The organism is Ottowia sp., from assembly GCF_035325765.1.
Lineage (GTDB): Bacteria > Pseudomonadota > Gammaproteobacteria > Burkholderiales > Burkholderiaceae_C > Ottowia.
In genome coordinates this window covers 1-16,964 of record NZ_DAOKZG010000055.1, presented here as the reverse complement: position 1 = coordinate 16,964, position 16,964 = coordinate 1, and the positions used below count along the sequence as shown (strand labels likewise).

Here is a 16,964-nt window from a genome sequence, read left to right as displayed (position 1 = left end):
CCATCGCCGGCGCGCCGCGCGTGGTGGTCAGCGGCCACATCGGCGCCGAGCTGGAAGGCCAGTTGCTGGCCGGCGTGCGCGGCGCCAAGAAGCAGCACGCGGTGCGCCAGCAGATCGCGCGGCACAACGCGCTGGTGGCGGCGCAAACGGCGCCGGTCGCGCGCGGGGAGCGCTTTGCGCCAGTGCCGCCGCTGGGTTACCGAGAGTCGCCTTCGGCTTCGCCGGCCCCGTCGCAAGACGAGCTGTGGCCGCTGGAGCGCGAGGCGCTGCTGGCGGCTGTCGACATCGATCTGCTCACGCCAACGGCCATCGACCTGCCCGGTTTTCAAGTAGTGGAGCAAAGCCGCGCGTTTGAGATTTACCTGAAGGACGAGCACGTCAAGTTGCGCCCGGCCGACAGCACGCAAATCGCCCTGAACTACGGCGCCAACGGCATCGGCGCGCAGGACTTGGTGCGTTGGCTGGAGCAGTCGCTGTATGCCCGGCTGCCAGAGTTCACTCCGGCGCAGCGCGAGCCCTGGTTTGCCGCCGTCGTGCAACGACTGCCGCACGAAAAGCAGGTGCCGATCGAGACGCTGGCGCAGGCACGCTTCACCCTGGCGCGCGCGCTGGAGGCCAAGGCCGGCGACTTGCGGGATGCAGCGGCCCGACAGCAATTTCGGCAACTCGTGCTCGATGGTGGCTGGCAGGTCGAGCCCGACTGGGCGCACCCGCACGTGTTCGAACCCGGCCGCTACCCGGCGCCGGCCGGCAGTCGCTACAGCGGACGCTACGAATTCCGCAAACACTACTACCCGGTGATCGCCGACCTGAAGAGCGAGGGCGAGGAATTCGCCTGCGCGCAGTTGATCGACCGTCACCCCCGGGTCAAGCACTGGGTGCGCAATCTGGACGTCGCGCCGGCGGGCTTCTGGCTACCGACCTCGCGCAACCGCTTCTTTGCCGACTTCGTGGCCGAGTTGGTGGACGGGCGTATCGCGTTGCTCGAATACAAGGGCGCACACCTGGCTAGCGACCCGGGCGAGATCGAGAAGCACCAGATCGGTGCACTGTGGGCACGCCGCAGCGGCGGCCGAGCCGTGTTCGGCTGGCTCATGAAAACGCAAGAGGGCCTGGACCTCGCGCGACAACTGGACGTGGTGTTGGCATGACGATGGACATCCGCGTGCTGGGCCGCGTGGACTACGCGCCCACCCTTGCCGAAATGAAGCGTGCCACCGCGCTGCCGGCGGGCCAGTTCCGCGAGCAGCTCTGGCTGTGCGAGCACCCGCCGGTGTTCACGCTGGGCCTGGCGGGCCGGCCCGAGCACGTGCTGGCGCCGGGCGCGATCCCGGTGGTGCAGACCGACCGCGGCGGCCAGGTGACCTACCACGGCCCGGGCCAGGTGGTGGCCTATCCGCTGGTCGACCTGTCCCTGCGCGGCTACTTCGTGAAGGAATACGTGCACCGGCTGGAAGAGGCGGCGATCCGCACGCTGGCGCGCTTCGAGATCACCGGCCACCGCGTGGCCGGCGCGCCCGGCATCTACGTGCGCCTCCAGGATCCGTCCGGCCACGCCGTGCTGCCCCAGCGCCCGCAGCGACGCGCGCCGGGCACGCCGGCACCGCCGCCGGATTTCACGGGCCTCGCCAAGATCGCCGCGCTCGGCATCAAGGTCGGCCACCACCGCAGCTACCACGGACTGGCGCTGAACGTGGCGATGGACCTGGAGCCGTTCTCGCGCATCAACCCGTGCGGCTACCCCGGCCTGCCGACGGTGGACCTGGCCACCCTCGGCGTGACCGCGGGCTGGAACGAAGTCGCGGCGCAACTGGCACATGAACTGGAGCGCCTGCTCCAGCCGTGAACCCGCGCGCCGGCGCCTACTCCATCGACGGGTTCCAGACCTTCCAGACGTTGCCCACGAGTTCGGGACCCGGCTTGAGCGTTGCCTTGCCCGGCTCCCAGCCGGCCGGCATGGCCTCCTTGCCCTGCGTGGCCCGCACGTGCTGGAACGCCTGGACCTGGCGGATGGTCTCGGCGATCTTGCGCCCCACGGGCGGGGTCAGCACCTCCATCGCCTGGATCACGCCGTCCGGGTCGATGATGAAGCGACCCCGCATCTCGACACCCTGTTCCTCGTCCCAGCAGCCGTACGCGCGGCCGACGTTGCCGGCCTGGTCGGCCGCCATGGGGAACGGGATGCCGCCTTCGACCATCTTCGACAGCTCGTGATCGTTCCACATCTTGTGCACGAAATGGCTGTCGACGCTGACCGATATGACTTCCACCCCCAGCTTCTGCAGTTCACCGTATTGCGCCGCGACCGCGGACACTTCGGTGGCTCAGACGAAGGTGAAGTCGCCCGGATAGAAACACAGCAGCACCCACTTGCCGAGAAAATCGGACAAGCTGACACTGCCGAATCCGCCCTTGTGATAGGCGGGTGCGGTAAAGTCCGGCGCCTTGCGGCCAACACGTGCGGTCATCGGGCTTGCCTCCCTGGGAACCTGGGTTGCGGGGATGCCACCGGCGTCCGGCGCCGGAGCGCCAGCCACCGAACTGGTGACGCGAGCACAACTCGCAGCATCTTGCGACATGTCTGCTCCTTCATGCGCGGCCGACGGGCCACGCCGCGACCAGTCTAGCGTATCACCCAGAGTACTTCACCCGATACTCATCCTGAAAACGGCAGTTGACCGCTTGCCTTCTTCACGAGAGCCGCATGAACCTTGACTTCCGCTGCTTCGATCACCCCCACCTGTTGGGCGAGCGCGTCCAACTGCCATTTTCAGGCTGATTGATCCCGGTCGACCAAGCGGCAGAACCCGGCCCGCTGGCCGCCTTGTGCGGCACCCGGGCCCGTGCCGCCCTCGCACCCCGCCATGACCCCTTCCAGCCAGCCCACCCCGCCGCAATCCGGTCACGCCGCCAGCGCCAACCTGCTGGCGCTGGCCACCATCGCCCTGTGGGCCTCGCTGGCCACGCTCGGCACCGCGCTGGCGCACGTGCCGCCGTTCCTGCTCACGGGACTCGCCCTGCTCGCGGGCAGCCTGATCGCGCTGCCGCTGGCGCGCTTCGACCTGCGCCGCCTGGCGGTGACGCCGCAGGCGCTGGGCATCGGCGTGTACGGCCTGTTCGGCTATCACTTCCTGGTGTTTTCCGCGCTGCAACTGGCGCCGCCGGTGGCCGCCAACCTGGTCAATTACCTGTGGCCGCTCGGCATCGTGCTGCTGGCGCCACTGCTGCTGCCGGGCGTGCGGCTCACGGCAACCCACCTGCTGGCGGCGCTGGCCGGCTTTTCCGGGGCCGCCATCGCCATCCTGGGACGTGACGGCGGGGCGGCCGATGCCGCGCGCAACGCCCCGCTGGGCTTTGCCTGCGCGGCCGGCGCGGCGCTGATCTGGTCGAGCTACTCGGTGCTGAGCAAGCGCCTGGCGAGCACGCGCCACGCCTATCCGACGGCGGCCATCGGCACCTTCGGCGTGGTGTCGGCGGCGCTGTCGCTGCTCTGCCATGCACTGCTGGAACCCGCGACGGCGCTCAGCGCGCGCGACCTGGGCCTGATCGCACTGCTGGGCCTGGGGCCGCTGGGCGGCGCCTTCTTCCTGTGGGACGCGGCGCTGAAGCGGGGCGACGCGCGCCAGATCGGCGTGCTGGCCTACCTGACGCCGCTGCTCTCGACCCTGCTGCTGCTGTGGACCACCGGCGAGCCGCTCACCACCAGCATTGCACTGGCGACCTTGCTGATCCTGGGCGCGGCGGTGGTGGGGACGCGGGCGCGCTGATCGATGACGGAATGACCCCGCGTGCGCTTTGATGACGGCGGCTGCGCCGCCATGACGGACCGGGCTGGCGCAGGCACTGCCCCTGTCGGTCATCGAAGCCGCACGGCGGCACAGTCATTGCGTCATTGCGTCATTCCACCCAGGCGCACTCGCAGGTGAAGTGCCGCAGGTACTTCGGCTGCTTGACGATGCGCACGCCGCGGATGCCGGCGGCCTGCTGCTTGACCTCGGCGATCACCTCGGCGGCGTAGTCGAAGTGGCTTTGCGTGTACATGCGACGCGGGAAGGCCAGGCGCACCAGCTCCATGCTGTGGAAGGTTTCGGTGCCGTCCGGCAGGCGCTTGCCGAACATCACCGAGCCGACCTCGACGCCGCGGATGCCACCTTCGAGGTACAGCGCATTGCACAGCGCCCAGGCTGGGTAGTGCGCCACCGGCATGTCCGGCAGCACGGTGCGCGCGTCGATGTAGACCGCATGGCCGCCGGTGGGCTTGACGAAGCCCACGCCTGCCGCCTCCAGGCGCTCCCCCAGGTATTCGGCGGTGCGCAGGCGGTAGCGCAGGTAGTCCTCCTGCAGCCCCTCCTCCAGCCCGACGGCGAGCGCCTCCAGGTCGCGCCCGGCCATGCCGCCGTAGGTCGGAAAACCCTCCATCATGATGAGGTCGTTGCGCACGGCGTCCAGCCATTCGTCGCTGCGCAGCACGATGAAGCCGCCGATGTTGACCATGCCGTCCTTCTTCGCGCTCATGGTGGCGCCGTCGGCGCAGGAAAGCATCTCGCGCGCGATGTCGCGCACGGCGGTGTTCTGGTAGCCGCTCTCGCGCATCTTGATGAACATGGCGTTCTCGGCGAAGCGGCACATGTCGAGGATGAGCGGCTTGCCGTGTTTCTTGAGCAGCGCGCTGTAGGCGCGCAGGTTGGCCAGGGACACCGGCTGGCCGCCGCCGGTGTTGTTGGTGACGGTGAGCATGCCGAAGGGGATGCGCGCGCCCTCGCTCTGGAGCAGGGCCTCGACACGCGCCAGGTCGATGTTGCCCTTGAACGGGTGGATCGTCGCCGGCTGCAGGCCTTCGGGAATCACCAGGTCCAGCGCCTCGACACCGGCGTGCTCCAGGTTGGCGCGCGTGGTGTCGAAGTGGCAGTTGCTGGGCACCAGCTGGCCCGGCTGGCACACGGCCGCGAACAGCACCTTCTCGGCCGCGCGGCCCTGGTGCGTGGGCACGAAGTGCGCCATGCCGGTGATGTCCTGCACCACCCGCTGCAGGCGAAAGAAGCTGCGCGCGCCGGCGTAGCTCTCGTCGCCTTCCATGATGGCGCCCCACTGGCGGCTCGACATCGCGCCGGTGCCGGAGTCGGTCAGCCAGTCGATCAGCACGTCGTCGGCATGGAGCTGGAACACGTTGAGCCGCGCGTCCTCGAGCAGGCGCTCGCGCTCGGCGCGCGTGGTCATGCGGATGGGTTCGATGCTCTTGATGCGAAACGGCTCGATCAGGGTCTTGGGCATGGTGGCGGCGTGAAACGTGCAGGGCAGGATCGCCAAGTTAGCACCGGCCGGCCCGTCGCGGTGTCGGCTTTTTGCAACGACATGGGCTGGTGCGTCGCGCTGCCCAGGCCGCCCGCCGGCGCGGCCGTCAGCGCGCCTGCAACAGCGCGGCCGGTTCGTCGCTCGCCAGCACCACCTGCGCCCAGGGCGCAAGCTTGGCGGCATCGGCGCGCAGGATTTCCTGCTTGACGGCGAGGAGCTGCGACGGGTGCATGGAGAAGCTGCGCAAACCCAGGCCGAGCAGCAGGCGCGTCATCTGCGGGTCGCCCGCCATCTCGCCGCATACCGTGACCGGCTTGTCCCACGCGCGCGCTTCGGCAATGGTGCCGGCCACCAGTTGCAGCACCGCCGGATGCAGCGGGTCGTACAGGTGCGCCACCGATTCGTCCGAACGGTCGATCGCCAGGGCGTATTGCGTCAGGTCGTTGGTGCCGATCGAGAGGAAGTCGAAATGACGCAGGAACAGGCGCACGCTCAGGGCCGCCGCCGGCACCTCGATCATGGCGCCGATCTTCACCGGCGCGTGCACGGCGCCGCGCTGGTCGAGCTGCTGGCGCGCGCGCGCCAGCAGCTCCAGCGTCTGGCGGATCTCGCTGGCGTGCGCCAGCATCGGGATCAGCACCTGCACCTGGCCGTGCGCCGCCGCGCGCAGCAGGGCGCGCAACTGGGTCAGGAACATGGCCGGCTCGGCCAGACTCCAGCGGATCGCGCGCAGCCCGAGGGCCGGATTCAGGTGCGTGTCCGGGCGGCGCTCGTCGAGCGGCTTGTCGGCGCCGATGTCGATGGTGCGAATCGTCGTGGGCAGGCCCTGCATCGCCTCCACCGCCCGCCGATAGGCAAGGTACTGCTCGTCCTCGCCCGGCAACTGGCCGCCTCGCCCCATGAACAGGAATTCGCTGCGGAACAGGCCGACACCCACCGCCCCGGCCGCCAGCGCGGCGCCGGCATCGTCCGGCTGCTCGATGTTGGCCAGCAACTCGATGCGCTCGCCATCCAGCGTGATCGCCGGCGTGTTGCGCAGTCGCGCCAGCCGCCCGCGCTCGAGCTCGCCCTGGCGCTGTCGGTAGGCGTACTCCTCGATGATGATGGGCGAGGGATCGACGATCAGCACGCCGGCGTCGCCGTCGACGATGACCCAGTCGTCCTGACGCACCAGGTCGCTCGCCGAGCGTGCACCCACCACCGCCGGAATGTCCAGGCTGCGCGCCACGATCGCCGTGTGGCTGGTCTTGCCGCCCAGATCGGTGACGAAGCCGGTGAACACGCTCTTCTTGAACTGCAGCATGTCGGCTGGCGACAGGTCGTGCGCCACCAGCACCAGCGGCTCGTCCTGCTCCTGCCCCTGCGCCATCGGCGGAGCAGCGCCCTTGAGCCGTCGCAGCACGCGCTCGACCACCTGCTCCAGGTCGGCCTTGCGCTCGCGCAGGTAGTCGTCCTGCATTTCGTCGAACTGGCGCGACAGGATGTCGAGCTGGGTGACCAGCGCCCATTCGGCGTTGTAGCGCCGCTGGATGATCCACTGGCGCACGTCGGCGCCAATGCTCTCGTCCAGCAGCATCAGCAGGTGCACGTCGAGCAGTGCCGCCAGCTCGGGCGGCGCGTCGCGCGGCAGCTCGGCGCGCAGGCGCTGGAGCTCGGCCACGACGGCGTCGCGCGCCGCGCGCAGGCGCGCCAGCTCGGCCGGCACCGCGTCGGGCTCGACGAAATAATGCGCCACCTCGACCCGGCTGGATGCCACCAGCACGGCGCGCCCCATGGCAACGCCGCGCGCCACCGCGAGTCCGTGGATCGCGAAGGTCATGGCGTCAGGGCAGCGGAATCAGCGAGGACCACGTACATGCCCTCGCGGGGCGGCCGGCCAGGCCGGCGCGGCGTGCGGCGCGGCATCGGGTGCATGATCATTCGCCTTCGCCGAACTTGTCCTCGATCAGCGCCAGCAGCGCGTCCATGGCGGCCTGCTCCTCGGGCCCGTCGGTCTCGACCACCACCTCGGCGCCGATGCCGGCGGCCAGCATCATCACGCCCATGATGCTCTTGGCGTTGATGCGGCGCTCGCCGCGGCTCATCCAGACCTCGCACGGGAAGCTGCCCGCCAGCTTGGTCAGCTTGGCCGAGGCGCGCGCGTGCAAGCCCAGCTTGTTGCTGATGGTGGTTTCGCGGCGGATCATGGGCTGGAGGCGGTAGCGGTCCGCGACGTCGCCGCCGCCACGCTGCGGATGCCCTGCACGCCGCCGGCCACGGCGCGTTCGGCCATCATCTCCAGCGACTCGCCGCGATAGCTCAGCGCGCGCAGCAGCATCGGCAGGTTGACGCCCGCCAGCAGCTCGCTGTGCGGGGGCTGCACCAGGCGGCTGGCCACGTTGCAGGGCGTGGCCCCGACCACGTCGGACAGGATCAGCACCCCGGGGCGCTGGCCAAGCCGCGCCAGCGCGGCACGCGCCAGCGCGAGGCTTTGTTCGGGCGTGGCCTCCGCTTGCACGTCGACGGCCAAGACGTCCGCCCCGGCGTCGGGCAGCACGTGCAGCGCTGCCTGGCGCAGCGCTTGCGCCAGCGGTGCATGGGCGACAAGCAGCACAGCGTTCATGACTGCCGATTATCCGTGCGCCGGACCGAGGCCGCTCTCACCAGCGGATTCCGGCAAAGAAGGCATCCGCCACCTCCGGCTGGACCTGCTCGGCGTAGACCACCGCATGCAGCAATTCGGCCCCGCCACCGGGCGCGGCGCGCGCGCTCCACACCGCCTGCGCCGCCACGGCGCGCCCGTCGCCGCCCCGGCCGCGCGCCAGCAGGCGCTGCGCGTGCACCAGCGGCAGGCCACCCGCGGGCCGAAAATCGCTGCGCTCGACCGTGGCCGCCTCGGCGCGCATGTTGGCCAGCGTGGCCTGTTGCCAACCCGCCAGCACGGCATCGGTCTCGACGTCGTCCGACATGCGCGCGGTCATGACGGCAAAGGTCATGGCGCCACTCCTGCAGCCCACCACGGCCAGGTCGGTCGGCACGCCGCCGAGCGGCACCTCGCGCCGCGTGCGCTCGGGCTTGCAGGGCAGCAACGCGCTGGCGCTGGAGGACTCGAGCGCGACCGTGCGCCAGTTCAGCGCCGGCGTACAGGCGAGCGCGACCAGCGAGATCATGCCGATGCCGATGAAACGCAACCAGGCCATGGGGCCGATTATCGATGCCCACCTGGCGCGGCCGCGGCGCGCCTGAGCGAGAATCGGGCGCATGAACGCTCTGGACGGCATTCGCGTGCTCGACCTCTCACGCGTGCTGGCCGGCCCCTGGTGCACCCAGACACTGGCCGACCTCGGCGCCGACGTGATCAAGATCGAGCGCCCCGGCAGCGGCGACGACACGCGCGGCTGGGGACCGCCCTTCCTGGTCGGCGACGACGGCATCGAATCGCACGAGGCGGCCTACTACCTGGGCGCCAACCGCAACAAGCGCTCGCTCACCTGCGACATCGCCCAGCCCGCCGGCCAGCGGCTGATCCGCGCGCTGGTCGAGCACTGCGACGTGTTCATCGAGAACTTCAAGGTCGGCGACATGGCGCGCTACGGGCTGGACTACGCACAGCTTTCGGCCATCAACCCGAAGCTGGTGTACTGCAGCCTGACCGGCTTCGGCCAGACCGGACCCTACGCGCCGCGCGCCGGCTACGACTACATCATCCAGGGCATGGGCGGTCTGATGAGCGTGACCGGCGAGCGCGACGACCAGGGCGGCGGCCCGCAGAAGGTGGGCGTGGCGGTGGCCGACCTGTTCACCGGCCTCTACGCGACGGTCGGCATTCTGGCGGCACTGCGCGACGCCGAGCGCAGCGGCGAAGGGCAGTACCTGGACCTGGCGCTGCTCGACACCCAGGTCGCCATGCTGGCCAACCTGGGCGCCAACCACCTGGTGGCGGGCACGCTGCCCGGGCGCATGGGCAACGCGCACGCCAACATCGTGCCCTACCAGGTGTTCGAAGTGGCGCCGCGTGCCGACGGCAGCAAGGACTTCATCATCCTGGCGGTCGGCAACGATGGCCAGTTCGCCCGCTTCTGCGCCGCCGCCGGCTGTCCGGAACTGGCCCGCGATCCGCGCTTTGCCACGAACGCCGAGCGCGTGCGCCAGCGCAGCGTGCTCGTGCCCCTGCTGGAGTCGATCCTGGCGCGCCGGCGCAAGGCCGACTGGCTGGCGGCGCTGGAAGCCGCGCAGGTGCCCTGCGGACCGATCAACGGCCTGGACGAGGTGTTTGCCGACCCCCAGGTGCAGGCCCGCGCCATGGTCGACACCTGGCCGCATCCGCTGCGGCGCGACCTGCGCCTCGTTGCCAGCCCGCTCAAGCTGAGCCGCACGCCGGTGCGGCACGACCGCCCGCCGCCGCTGCTGGGCCAGCACACCGACGAGGTGCTGCAGGAGCTGCTGGGGCTGGACGCGGCGCAAGTCGCCGACCTGCGCACGCAAGGCATCATCTGACATGAAACATTCCCCATGGTGCTGCGCGCCATGGGCCCCGGGGCGGGTGCATCCTGTGGCCAGGGAGACGCCCCGACTGGCCTGCTGCGCGGTCAGCGTTGCGGTGGGTCGCTTCCCGCGTGCCGGATGATGCAATGCATCGGGACGGACTGCGCCCGCGTCGCGGGCAGAATATTCGCAGCGGCGCCCGTGAGCGTGATGGAAGCGGCCAAGCCCAATGTCCATGTGGCGTTCGAGAGGTTCACGAGCGGTCAACTGCCGTTTTTGGGATCATTCGGACCCAGGTTCGCATGAAGCCCCAGGAGGACTTGCCATGGCCAACTACCTGCTCGTACACGGTGCCTGGGGTGGCGCCTGGTACTGGCGGCCGGTGCAGCTCGCGCTGATCCGCGCCGGCCACAATGCGCACGCCGTGACCCTGACCGGCCTGGGTGAGCGCGCGCATCTGCTCTCGCCCGCGATCACGCTGGAGACGCACATTGCCGACGTGCGGGGCGCACTGGCGGCCGAGGAACTGCACGACTGCATCCTGGTGGCGCACTCCTACGCCGGCATGCTGGGCACGGCCGTGGCCGACCGCGAGCCACCGGGCGCGCTGCGCCACCTGGTCTATGTCGACGCCGTGGTGCCACGCCCTGGCGAAAGCTGGAGCAGCACCCACGGCCACGCCACCCGCCAGGCCCGCCTGCAGGCTGCCGCCGCCACGCCCGACTTCAGCTTCCCGCCGCCCGATCCGGCGGTGTTTGGCCTGCGGGACGCGGATTACGAGTGGGTCAGGCGCCGCCAGACCCCACACCCCGGCCACACCTACGAGGCCACGCTCGACTTCGACCCCGGTCGCGTGGCCCGCGTGCCGCGCACCTTCATCGACTGCACCCGGCCGGCGCTCGCCACCATCGACGCGATGCGCCCGCGCGTGCGCGATCCCCGCTTCTGGGACGGGGCCTGGCTGCCCGGCAGCCGCATCGTCGAGCTCGCCACGGGCCACGACCCCATGCTGAGCGAGCGCGCGGCCATGACGCAGCTGCTGCTGGAGCTGGCGGACTGAACTTCGCCGCCGCCGGAAGCATCGAATGCGGCTGCGGAAACCCCCAGCCGGCAGGAGTGACCCCCCTTGCGCCGCCGCGCGCCACGTGCCAGACACCGCAGCCTTAGGCCGTATCGTTTCATGCGGCGCGGATGGCACGCGGCGCGAGGGGCAACTAAAATGCAGTCCGTGAAGATCTCGATTTCGACCCGTCGCATCGTCCTGGCTTCGCTCCTCGGTGCCGCCGCTGTTCTGGCCGGCTGTGGCAACGATGCCGCGCCGCCGTCCACCTTCGTGCTGCTGGACGGCAGCAGCCAGACCACCCAGGACCTGAAGGGCAAGGTCACCCTGGTCAATTTCTGGGCCACCAGCTGCACCACCTGCGTGGCCGAGATGCCGCAGGTCGTCGCCACCTACGACAAGTACCGCGCGCGCGGCTACGAGACGATTGCCGTGGCGATGGAGTACGACCCGCCGGGCTACGTCGTGAATTTCGCCGAGACGCGCAAGCTTCCGTTCAAGGTGGCGATCGACAACACCGGCGCGGTGGCCAAGGCCTGGGGCGACGTGCAGCTGACCCCCACCACCTACATCGTCAACAAGCAGGGCCAGATCGTCAAGAAGTACGTCGGCGCGCCCAATTTCGACGAACTCCACAAGCTGATCGAAAAGCTGCTGGCGGAAGCCTGACGCGCTCCCGCACAAGAAAATGCGCCGGAGCCGGCGCATTTTTTTGGGTCCCGGGCGCAGCGTTCACCGCTTGCGCCGAAAGTCGTCGTGGCACGCCTTGCAGCTGCGCGCCGTGGGCCCAAAAGCCGCCTTGAGCTGGTCCAGGTTGCCGCTCCTGGCAGCCGGCACCAGGGCGTCCGCCACCTGCGCCTGCATGGCCTGGCTGCGCTCCCTGAACTTGTCCGGCTGCTGCCAGATTTCGGGCCGGGCCGCGGTTTCGCGCCCCTTGTCGGTGCCCGGGCCGAAGGCGTGCCAGGGCAGCCGGGAGGCCAGCAGGACCACGTCCGCATTGGCCGCGGCGGCAGGCGCATCGTAGGCAATCTTGCCGTCTGCCATCGCGCCCAGGTGGGCGAAGTGCGTGCCCAGCACGGTCAATGCACTCTGGCGATACTTGATGGCATCCTCGGCCTTGGCAAACTGGGCGGCGGCCGGCGCCGCCAGCGCAGCGGTACACAAGGCAAGAACCAGGTTCGGGGCGGATTTCATCGTCGGCTGCTCCTGTGCAAAGGGGTCGAACGCGGCGCCGGGGCGCTACACTGGCTCGAATCGAGGTGCCGCAGCATAACCGGCCTGCGGCGTCCGATTGTCTCCGTCGTGTGAAGCCGTGCAACGCGTCCGCATCTGGGATCTGCCCACCCGCCTGTTCCACTGGGTCCTGGCCGCCGCCGTGGTGGCGATGGTGGTGCTGGCCAGGATCGGCGGCGATGCCATGCACTGGCATTTCCGCGTCGGCTACCTGATCCTCGCGCTGCTGCTGTTTCGCCTCGCCTGGGGCGTGTTGGGCGGGCACTGGTCGCGTTTTGCCAGCTTCTGGCCGACGCCTCGGCGGCTGCTGCGACACCTGCGCGGGCAGGCCGATCCGGCCGAGCACGCCGGCCACAGCCCGCTGGGTGCCCTGTCGGTGCTGGCGATGCTGGCGGCGCTGGGCCTGCAGGTGACCAGCGGATTGTTCGCCGACGACGAAATCGCCTACGCGGGGCCGCTCGCCGCACGCGTGTCGGGCGCCACGGTCGACCTGGCCAGCCGCTACCACACCTCCTGGGGCAAGTTCCTGGTGATCGGCCTGGTGCTGCTGCACGCGCTGGCCATCATCGTCTACCTGCTGCGCCGCCACAACCTGGTCGGACCGATGATCTGGGGCGACAAGCGGATGGCCCCGGGCATCACGGGCTCGCGCGACACGGCGAGCCGGCGCCTGCTGGCACTGGCGTTGTTCGCGCTGGCCGCTGCCGCGGTCTATGCCCTGCTGCAATGGGGCGCCGCCCCGGTCTTCGGATAGACTGCGACCGACTACCCATCGCAAGCCAGGGTGCCCGACCGGCACCGCTCCCGTCGTCCGTGGACCCACTCCCGTCCGTTGACCTGATCGTCGCCGAAACGCCGCAGCAGATCGAAGGCGCGCGCGCCCTGTTTCGCGAGTACGCGGAGCAACTCGGCGTGGATCTGTGCTTCCAGGGCTTCGAGGCCGAGCTGACGAACCTGCCGGGCGACTATGGCGCGCCGCGCGGGACGCTGCTGCTGGCCCTGGTCGAAGGCGAGCTGGCCGGCTGCTGCGCGCTGCGGCCGATCGACGACGTCGATTATTCCAACGCCGCCGAGATGAAGCGCCTGTACGTGCGCAAGGCCTTTCGCGGCTTCGGGCTGGGGCGGCAACTGGCCGAGGCGATCCTCGAGGCCGCCATCCAGCTCGGCTACGTCAGCGTGCTGCTGGACACGCTGGACGACATGGAGTCCGCGCGCGCCCTGTATGCCGATCTTGGCTTCGTCGAGATCCCGCCCTACTACCACAACCCGATCGCGGGTGCGCACTACCTGAAGGTGGATTTGCGCGATTGCGCAAACCACTACTGATGCCGGTGCACCGGGCGCGTGCGCGTGCCGCGGACGCCGCCTGCGCCACGTTGAGCCCATGGGGGGCACCCCGCGCCGGCCAGCGCCGGTGCGAGGCGACGGCCCGGCGTGTCCGGCTCCGGTCAGCCCCTGGCCTGTGCCAGCAGCGTGGCGCCGTCGCTGACCTCGGCCTTGGTCGGATCGCCCTCGACGTTGAGCGTGACGACCTTGCCGTCCTTCACCAGCATCGAATAGCGCTGGCTGCGCAGGCCCAGGCCCAGGCCGCTGGCGTCCAGCGTCAGCCCCGCGGCCTTCGCGAAATCGCCGTTGCCGTCGGCCAGCATGCGGATCTTCCCCGCGGTCTTGAGCTCGCGCCCCCAGGCGCCCATGACGAACGGGTCATTCACCGCGACGCACCAGATCTCGTCGACCCCGGCAGCCTTGAGCGCGTCGCGGTTCTCCAGGAAGCTGGGCACGTGGCGGTTCGAGCAGGTCGGCGTGAACGCACCCGGGACCGCGAACAGCGCGATCGTCTTGCCCGTCGCCGACTTCACGACGTCGACCGGATTGGGGCCAATGCTGCAGCCGTTGCCCTCGACTTCCGAATACTCCGACAGCGTGACTGCCGGCAAGCTGTCGCCCACCTTGATCATGAGAATGCTCCTTGCAGGACTGGGGCAGCGCGGCGGCGCCCGATCGCACCGTCGCCCACGCACCCATGAAAACGGCCCACATTGTGGGCCGTTTCGAGCACCTGCGCTGCGCGTGCAGGTTTGACGGGCGCGCTGCCGGCGCCGATGCGGTCAGACGCGGGCGGCCTTCTGCACCAGGCGCGTCGCCACCCAGTTCTTGGTCTTGGACAGCGGGCGGCTTTCGGTGATCTCGATCGTGTCGCCCAGCTTGTACTCGCCATTCTCGTCATGCGCGTGGTACTTGCTCGAACGCATCACGATCTTGTCGTAGATCGGGTGCTTGACGCGGCGCTCGACCAGCACGGTCACGGTCTTGGCGCGCTTGTCGCTCACCACCTTGCCGACCAGGGTGCGTTTCAGCGAGGGTTTGGCTTCGGTCATGATCACTCCTTGCTCGCGGCCGCGGCCTGCTTCTCGGCCAGCACCGTCTTGGCGCGCGCGATGGCGCGGCGCGTCTGGCCCAGCTGGGCGGTGTTGTTCAGCTGCTGGGTGGCCTTCTGCATGCGCAGGTTGAAGTGTGCCTTCTGCAGTTCCTTGACCTCGGCCTGCAGGCCGGCGACGTCCTTTTGACGCAATTCAGCGGTTTTCATCGGGTCTTCCTCCGGCTCACTGGCCGAGCATGCGCGTGACGAAGGTCGTGCGCAGCGGCAGCTTGGCGGCGGCCAGCGCAAAGGCCTCGCGCGCCAGCTCCTCGGGCACGCCGACGATCTCGTAGAGCACCTTGCCGGGCTGGATCTCGGCCACGTAGAACTCGGGATTGCCCTTGCCGTTGCCCATGCGGACCTCGGCCGGCTTGGTGGAAATGGGCTTGTCCGGGAACACGCGGATCCAGATGCGGCCACCGCGCTTGACATGGCGCGTGATGGCGCGGCGGGCGGACTCGATCTGGCGCGCCGTCAGGCGACCGCGGTCGGTGGACTTGAGGCCGAAGTCGCCGAAGGCCACGGTATTGCCACGCGTGGCAATGCCGGTGTTGCGGCCCTTGTGCTCCTTGCGGTACTTTCTGCGTGCGGGTTGCAGCATGTCTTATTCTCCTTGCGCGCCGCCCGCGGCAGTGCCCGATTCGGCCTTGCGCACGCGCTTGACGGCGGGTTTCGCTTCGGCCCCCTGGCCTTCGGCGGGCTTGTCGCTGCCATCGGCAGGCGCGGCGCTGCCGCCACCGCGAGCATCACGGCGTGGGCCACCGCGGCGGTCACCGCCGGGGCCGCCACGGCCGTCACGGCGCGGACCGCGCGGACCGCGGCGCTCCTCGCCCTCGGGGCGCGGCGTGCTGTCGAGCGAGGGCGCGTCGCTGCGACCCAGGTTGTCGCCCTTGTAGACCCAGACCTTGACGCCGATGGTGCCGTAGGTCGTGTGGGCCTCGGAGAAACCGTAGTCGATCTCCGCACGCAGCGTGTGCAGCGGCACGCGGCCCTCGCGGTACCACTCGGTGCGCGCGATCTCGATGCCGTTCAGGCGGCCCGAGGACATGATCTTGATGCCCTGCGCGCCCAGGCGCATGGCGTTCTGCATCGCGCGCTTCATGGCGCGGCGGAAGGCGATGCGCTTCTCGAGCTGCTGGGTGATCGAGTCGGCGATCAGCTGGGCATCGACCTCGGGCTTGCGCACCTCCTCGATGTTGACCGCCACCGGCACGCCCAGTTGCGTCGCCAGTTCCTTCTTCAGGCGCTCGATGTCCTCGCCCTTCTTGCCGATCACCACGCCCGGGCGCGCCGAGTAGATGGTGATGCGGGCGTTCTTGGCCGGACGCTCGATCAGCACGCGCGAGACGGCGGCGTTCTTGAGCTTGGACTTCAGGTGCTCGCGCACCTTGATGTCCTCGGCCAGCATGCCGGCGTAGTCGCGATTGCTGGCGTACCAGCGGCTGGCCCAGTTGCGGCTGACCGCGAGGCGGAAGCCGGTCGGATGGATTTTCTGTCCCATAGTCTTCTCGTGGCCTTTCTCAGTTGCCCACCGTCACGTACACATGGCACGTGGGCTTGGACAGGCGAGCGCCGCGGCCCTTGGCGCGCGCGGCCGAGCGCTTGAGCGTCGTGCCCTGCTCGACGAAGATCGAGGTCACGCGCAGCTCGTCGATGTCGGCGCCGTCGTTGTGCTCGGCGTTCGCGATCGCCGACTCCAGCACCTTCCTGATGATGCCGGCGGCCTTCTTCTGCGTGAAGCTGAGCGTGTCCAGCGCCTGGTCCACTCTCTTGCCGCGGATCAGGTCGGCCACGAGGCGCCCCTTGTCGACCGACAGGCGCACGCCTCGCAGGACTGCACGGGTTTCGGTTGCCATGGTGCTTCCCCTTACTTCTTGGCCTTCTTGTCCGCCGCGTGCCCCTTGAAGGTGCGCGTCAGGGCGAACTCGCCGAGCTTGTGCCCGACCATCTGGTCGGTCACGTACACCGGCACGTGCTGCTTGCCGTTGTGCACGGCGATCGTCAGGCCGATGAACTCGGGCAGGATCATGGAGCGGCGCGACCACGTCTTGATCGGCTTCTTGTCCTTGCCGGCGCTGGCCTTGTCGACCTTGGCCAGCAGGTGGTGGTCCACAAACGGACCCTTTTTCAGAGAACGAGTCATTTGCGGAGGTCCTTATTTCTTGCGACGCGACACGATCATGTTCTGCGTGCGGCGGTTGCTGCGCGTGCGATAGCCCTTGGTCAGGTTGCCCCAGGGATCCATCGGGTGCTTGCCGCCCTTGGTGCGTCCCTCGCCACCGCCCATCGGGTGGTCGACCGGGTTCATCACCATGCCGCGCACGGTCGGGCGAATGCCCATCCAGCGCTTGACGCCGGCCTTGCCGAGCTGGCGCAGGCTGTGCTCCGCGTTGGCGACCTCGCCAATGGTGGCGCGGCACTCGATGTGCACCTTGCGCACCTCGCCCGAGCGCATGCGCACCTGGGCGTAGGTGCCCTCGCGCGCCAGCAGCGTCG

The 16,964-nt window shown here is 69.5% G+C and carries 21 protein-coding genes and 2 pseudogenes; 8 read left to right on the top strand and 15 right to left on the bottom strand.

All coding sequences use genetic code 11. The features are described from left to right. Positions 1-1,151 (top strand): annotated as a pseudogene (locus PKA16_RS13945) (type III restriction endonuclease subunit R); the annotation flags it as partial. 2 nt (positions 1,152-1,153) lie between these two features. Further along, complete coding sequence (gene lipB, locus PKA16_RS13940) at positions 1,154-1,846, top strand: lipoyl(octanoyl) transferase LipB (protein ID WP_324404097.1); 693 nt, start codon at positions 1,154-1,156, stop codon at positions 1,844-1,846. Between the two features lie 16 nt (positions 1,847-1,862). On the opposite strand, the gene prxU is transcribed toward lipB, so the two are convergent. Continuing rightward, positions 1,863-2,579 (bottom strand): thioredoxin-dependent peroxiredoxin, encoded by a 717-nt coding sequence (gene prxU / locus PKA16_RS13935; RefSeq protein WP_324404093.1) that lies wholly within the window; start codon positions 2,577-2,579, stop codon positions 1,863-1,865. 285 nt (positions 2,580-2,864) lie between these two features. Between prxU and PKA16_RS13930 the strand changes: the two genes are divergently transcribed. Beyond that, positions 2,865-3,767 (top strand): DMT family transporter, encoded by a 903-nt coding sequence (locus PKA16_RS13930; protein ID WP_324404091.1) that lies wholly within the window; start codon positions 2,865-2,867, stop codon positions 3,765-3,767. A gap of 130 nt (positions 3,768-3,897) precedes the next feature. Here PKA16_RS13930 and PKA16_RS13925 read toward each other — a convergent pair whose 3' ends face one another. The 5 genes from PKA16_RS13925 to PKA16_RS13905 all read right to left on the bottom strand — a co-directional run bounded on the left by PKA16_RS13925 (position 3,898) and on the right by PKA16_RS13905 (position 8,471). Continuing rightward, positions 3,898-5,271, bottom strand: coding sequence for a tryptophanase (locus PKA16_RS13925; RefSeq protein ID WP_324404089.1), 1,374 nt, complete (start codon positions 5,269-5,271; stop codon positions 3,898-3,900). A gap of 127 nt (positions 5,272-5,398) precedes the next feature. After that, positions 5,399-7,111, bottom strand: a complete 1,713-nt coding sequence (gene ptsP, locus PKA16_RS13920; RefSeq protein ID WP_324404088.1) for a phosphoenolpyruvate--protein phosphotransferase — start codon at positions 7,109-7,111, stop codon at positions 5,399-5,401. Positions 7,112-7,208: 97 nt separating this feature from the next. Next, positions 7,209-7,478 carry an HPr family phosphocarrier protein gene (locus tag PKA16_RS13915; protein ID WP_324404086.1) on the bottom strand — a complete coding sequence of 90 codons (270 nt, stop codon included), beginning with the start codon at positions 7,476-7,478 and terminating at the stop codon, positions 7,209-7,211. Then, positions 7,475-7,894, bottom strand: a complete 420-nt coding sequence (locus PKA16_RS13910) for a PTS fructose transporter subunit IIA (protein WP_324404084.1) — start codon at positions 7,892-7,894, stop codon at positions 7,475-7,477. Before PKA16_RS13910 ends, PKA16_RS13915 begins: the two co-directional genes overlap by 4 nt. Positions 7,895-7,931: 37 nt before the next feature. Then, a complete protein-coding gene (locus PKA16_RS13905; protein ID WP_324404082.1) occupies positions 7,932-8,471 on the bottom strand; it encodes a hypothetical protein in 540 nt (179 codons plus the stop codon). A 61-nt stretch (positions 8,472-8,532) separates the two neighbouring features. On the opposite strand from PKA16_RS13905, the gene PKA16_RS13900 reads away from it, so the two are divergent. The 3 genes from PKA16_RS13900 (at position 8,533) to PKA16_RS13890 (ending at position 11,485) form a co-directional block, all read left to right on the top strand. Continuing rightward, positions 8,533-9,768: a CaiB/BaiF CoA-transferase family protein gene (locus tag PKA16_RS13900; RefSeq protein ID WP_324404080.1), complete on the top strand. Its 1,236-nt coding sequence runs from the start codon at positions 8,533-8,535 to the stop codon at positions 9,766-9,768. A 313-nt stretch (positions 9,769-10,081) separates the two neighbouring features. Continuing rightward, a complete protein-coding gene (locus tag PKA16_RS13895) occupies positions 10,082-10,816 on the top strand; it encodes an alpha/beta hydrolase (RefSeq protein WP_324404078.1) in 735 nt (244 codons plus the stop codon). 195 nt (positions 10,817-11,011) lie between these two features. Next, positions 11,012-11,485, top strand: coding sequence for a TlpA disulfide reductase family protein (locus tag PKA16_RS13890; RefSeq protein ID WP_324404095.1), 474 nt, complete (start codon positions 11,012-11,014; stop codon positions 11,483-11,485). Between the two features lie 63 nt (positions 11,486-11,548). On the opposite strand, the gene PKA16_RS13885 is transcribed toward PKA16_RS13890, so the two are convergent. Further along, positions 11,549-12,010: a cytochrome c gene (locus PKA16_RS13885; RefSeq protein WP_324404076.1), complete on the bottom strand. Its 462-nt coding sequence runs from the start codon at positions 12,008-12,010 to the stop codon at positions 11,549-11,551. A gap of 118 nt (positions 12,011-12,128) precedes the next feature. Between PKA16_RS13885 and PKA16_RS13880 the strand changes: the two genes are divergently transcribed. Together PKA16_RS13880 and PKA16_RS13875 are read left to right on the top strand one after the other, a co-directional pair. Next, on the top strand, positions 12,129-12,803 hold the full coding sequence (locus tag PKA16_RS13880) for a cytochrome b/b6 domain-containing protein (RefSeq protein ID WP_324404074.1): 675 nt from the start codon (positions 12,129-12,131) through the stop codon (positions 12,801-12,803). A gap of 59 nt (positions 12,804-12,862) precedes the next feature. Then, positions 12,863-13,375, top strand: coding sequence for a GNAT family N-acetyltransferase (locus tag PKA16_RS13875; protein WP_324404072.1), 513 nt, complete (start codon positions 12,863-12,865; stop codon positions 13,373-13,375). Positions 13,376-13,497: 122 nt separating this feature from the next. On the opposite strand, the gene PKA16_RS13870 is transcribed toward PKA16_RS13875, so the two are convergent. From PKA16_RS13870 to PKA16_RS13835, 8 genes and pseudogenes are all read right to left on the bottom strand, one after another. After that, entirely contained in the window at positions 13,498-14,007 is a 510-nt protein-coding gene (locus PKA16_RS13870) for a peroxiredoxin (protein WP_324404070.1), read from the bottom strand. Between the two features lie 150 nt (positions 14,008-14,157). Next, on the bottom strand, positions 14,158-14,427 hold the full coding sequence (gene rpsQ / locus PKA16_RS13865) for a 30S ribosomal protein S17 (protein WP_324404068.1): 270 nt from the start codon (positions 14,425-14,427) through the stop codon (positions 14,158-14,160). Between the two features lie 2 nt (positions 14,428-14,429). Beyond that, positions 14,430-14,636, bottom strand: a complete 207-nt coding sequence (gene rpmC, locus PKA16_RS13860; RefSeq protein WP_324404066.1) for a 50S ribosomal protein L29 — start codon at positions 14,634-14,636, stop codon at positions 14,430-14,432. A gap of 16 nt (positions 14,637-14,652) precedes the next feature. Further along, positions 14,653-15,069 carry a 50S ribosomal protein L16 gene (gene rplP, locus PKA16_RS13855; protein ID WP_324404064.1) on the bottom strand — a complete coding sequence of 139 codons (417 nt, stop codon included), beginning with the start codon at positions 15,067-15,069 and terminating at the stop codon, positions 14,653-14,655. Positions 15,070-15,072: 3 nt separating this feature from the next. Beyond that, positions 15,073-15,969, bottom strand: coding sequence for a 30S ribosomal protein S3 (gene rpsC / locus PKA16_RS13850; RefSeq protein ID WP_324404062.1), 897 nt, complete (start codon positions 15,967-15,969; stop codon positions 15,073-15,075). Between the two features lie 19 nt (positions 15,970-15,988). Then, positions 15,989-16,324: a 50S ribosomal protein L22 gene (gene rplV / locus PKA16_RS13845; protein WP_324404060.1), complete on the bottom strand. Its 336-nt coding sequence runs from the start codon at positions 16,322-16,324 to the stop codon at positions 15,989-15,991. Between the two features lie 11 nt (positions 16,325-16,335). Beyond that, positions 16,336-16,611, bottom strand: coding sequence for a 30S ribosomal protein S19 (gene rpsS / locus PKA16_RS13840; RefSeq protein WP_324404058.1), 276 nt, complete (start codon positions 16,609-16,611; stop codon positions 16,336-16,338). A gap of 12 nt (positions 16,612-16,623) precedes the next feature. Beyond that, positions 16,624-16,964: pseudogene (locus PKA16_RS13835) on the bottom strand (50S ribosomal protein L2); the annotation flags it as partial.

What these genes read in the sequence shown, in the direction of transcription:
- lipB (WP_324404097.1), top strand. Translation starts at nt 1,154, where the DNA reads ATGGACATCCGCGTGCTGGGCCGCGTGGACTACGCGCCCACCCTTGCC.
- PKA16_RS13930 (WP_324404091.1), top strand. Translation starts at nt 2,865, where the DNA reads ATGACCCCTTCCAGCCAGCCCACCCCGCCGCAATCCGGTCACGCCGCC.
- PKA16_RS13925 (WP_324404089.1), bottom strand. Translation starts at nt 5,271, where the DNA reads ATGCCCAAGACCCTGATCGAGCCGTTTCGCATCAAGAGCATCGAACCC.
- ptsP (WP_324404088.1), bottom strand. Translation starts at nt 7,111, where the DNA reads ATGACCTTCGCGATCCACGGACTCGCGGTGGCGCGCGGCGTTGCCATG.
- PKA16_RS13915 (WP_324404086.1), bottom strand. Translation starts at nt 7,478, where the DNA reads ATGATCCGCCGCGAAACCACCATCAGCAACAAGCTGGGCTTGCACGCG.
- PKA16_RS13910 (WP_324404084.1), bottom strand. Translation starts at nt 7,894, where the DNA reads ATGAACGCTGTGCTGCTTGTCGCCCATGCACCGCTGGCGCAAGCGCTG.
- PKA16_RS13905 (WP_324404082.1), bottom strand. Translation starts at nt 8,471, where the DNA reads ATGGCCTGGTTGCGTTTCATCGGCATCGGCATGATCTCGCTGGTCGCG.
- PKA16_RS13900 (WP_324404080.1), top strand. Translation starts at nt 8,533, where the DNA reads ATGAACGCTCTGGACGGCATTCGCGTGCTCGACCTCTCACGCGTGCTG.
- PKA16_RS13895 (WP_324404078.1), top strand. Translation starts at nt 10,082, where the DNA reads ATGGCCAACTACCTGCTCGTACACGGTGCCTGGGGTGGCGCCTGGTAC.
- PKA16_RS13885 (WP_324404076.1), bottom strand. Translation starts at nt 12,010, where the DNA reads ATGAAATCCGCCCCGAACCTGGTTCTTGCCTTGTGTACCGCTGCGCTG.
- PKA16_RS13870 (WP_324404070.1), bottom strand. Translation starts at nt 14,007, where the DNA reads ATGATCAAGGTGGGCGACAGCTTGCCGGCAGTCACGCTGTCGGAGTAT.
- rpsQ (WP_324404068.1), bottom strand. Translation starts at nt 14,427, where the DNA reads ATGACCGAAGCCAAACCCTCGCTGAAACGCACCCTGGTCGGCAAGGTG.
- rpmC (WP_324404066.1), bottom strand. Translation starts at nt 14,636, where the DNA reads ATGAAAACCGCTGAATTGCGTCAAAAGGACGTCGCCGGCCTGCAGGCC.
- rplP (WP_324404064.1), bottom strand. Translation starts at nt 15,069, where the DNA reads ATGCTGCAACCCGCACGCAGAAAGTACCGCAAGGAGCACAAGGGCCGC.
- rpsC (WP_324404062.1), bottom strand. Translation starts at nt 15,969, where the DNA reads ATGGGACAGAAAATCCATCCGACCGGCTTCCGCCTCGCGGTCAGCCGC.
- rplV (WP_324404060.1), bottom strand. Translation starts at nt 16,324, where the DNA reads ATGGCAACCGAAACCCGTGCAGTCCTGCGAGGCGTGCGCCTGTCGGTC.
- rpsS (WP_324404058.1), bottom strand. Translation starts at nt 16,611, where the DNA reads ATGACTCGTTCTCTGAAAAAGGGTCCGTTTGTGGACCACCACCTGCTG.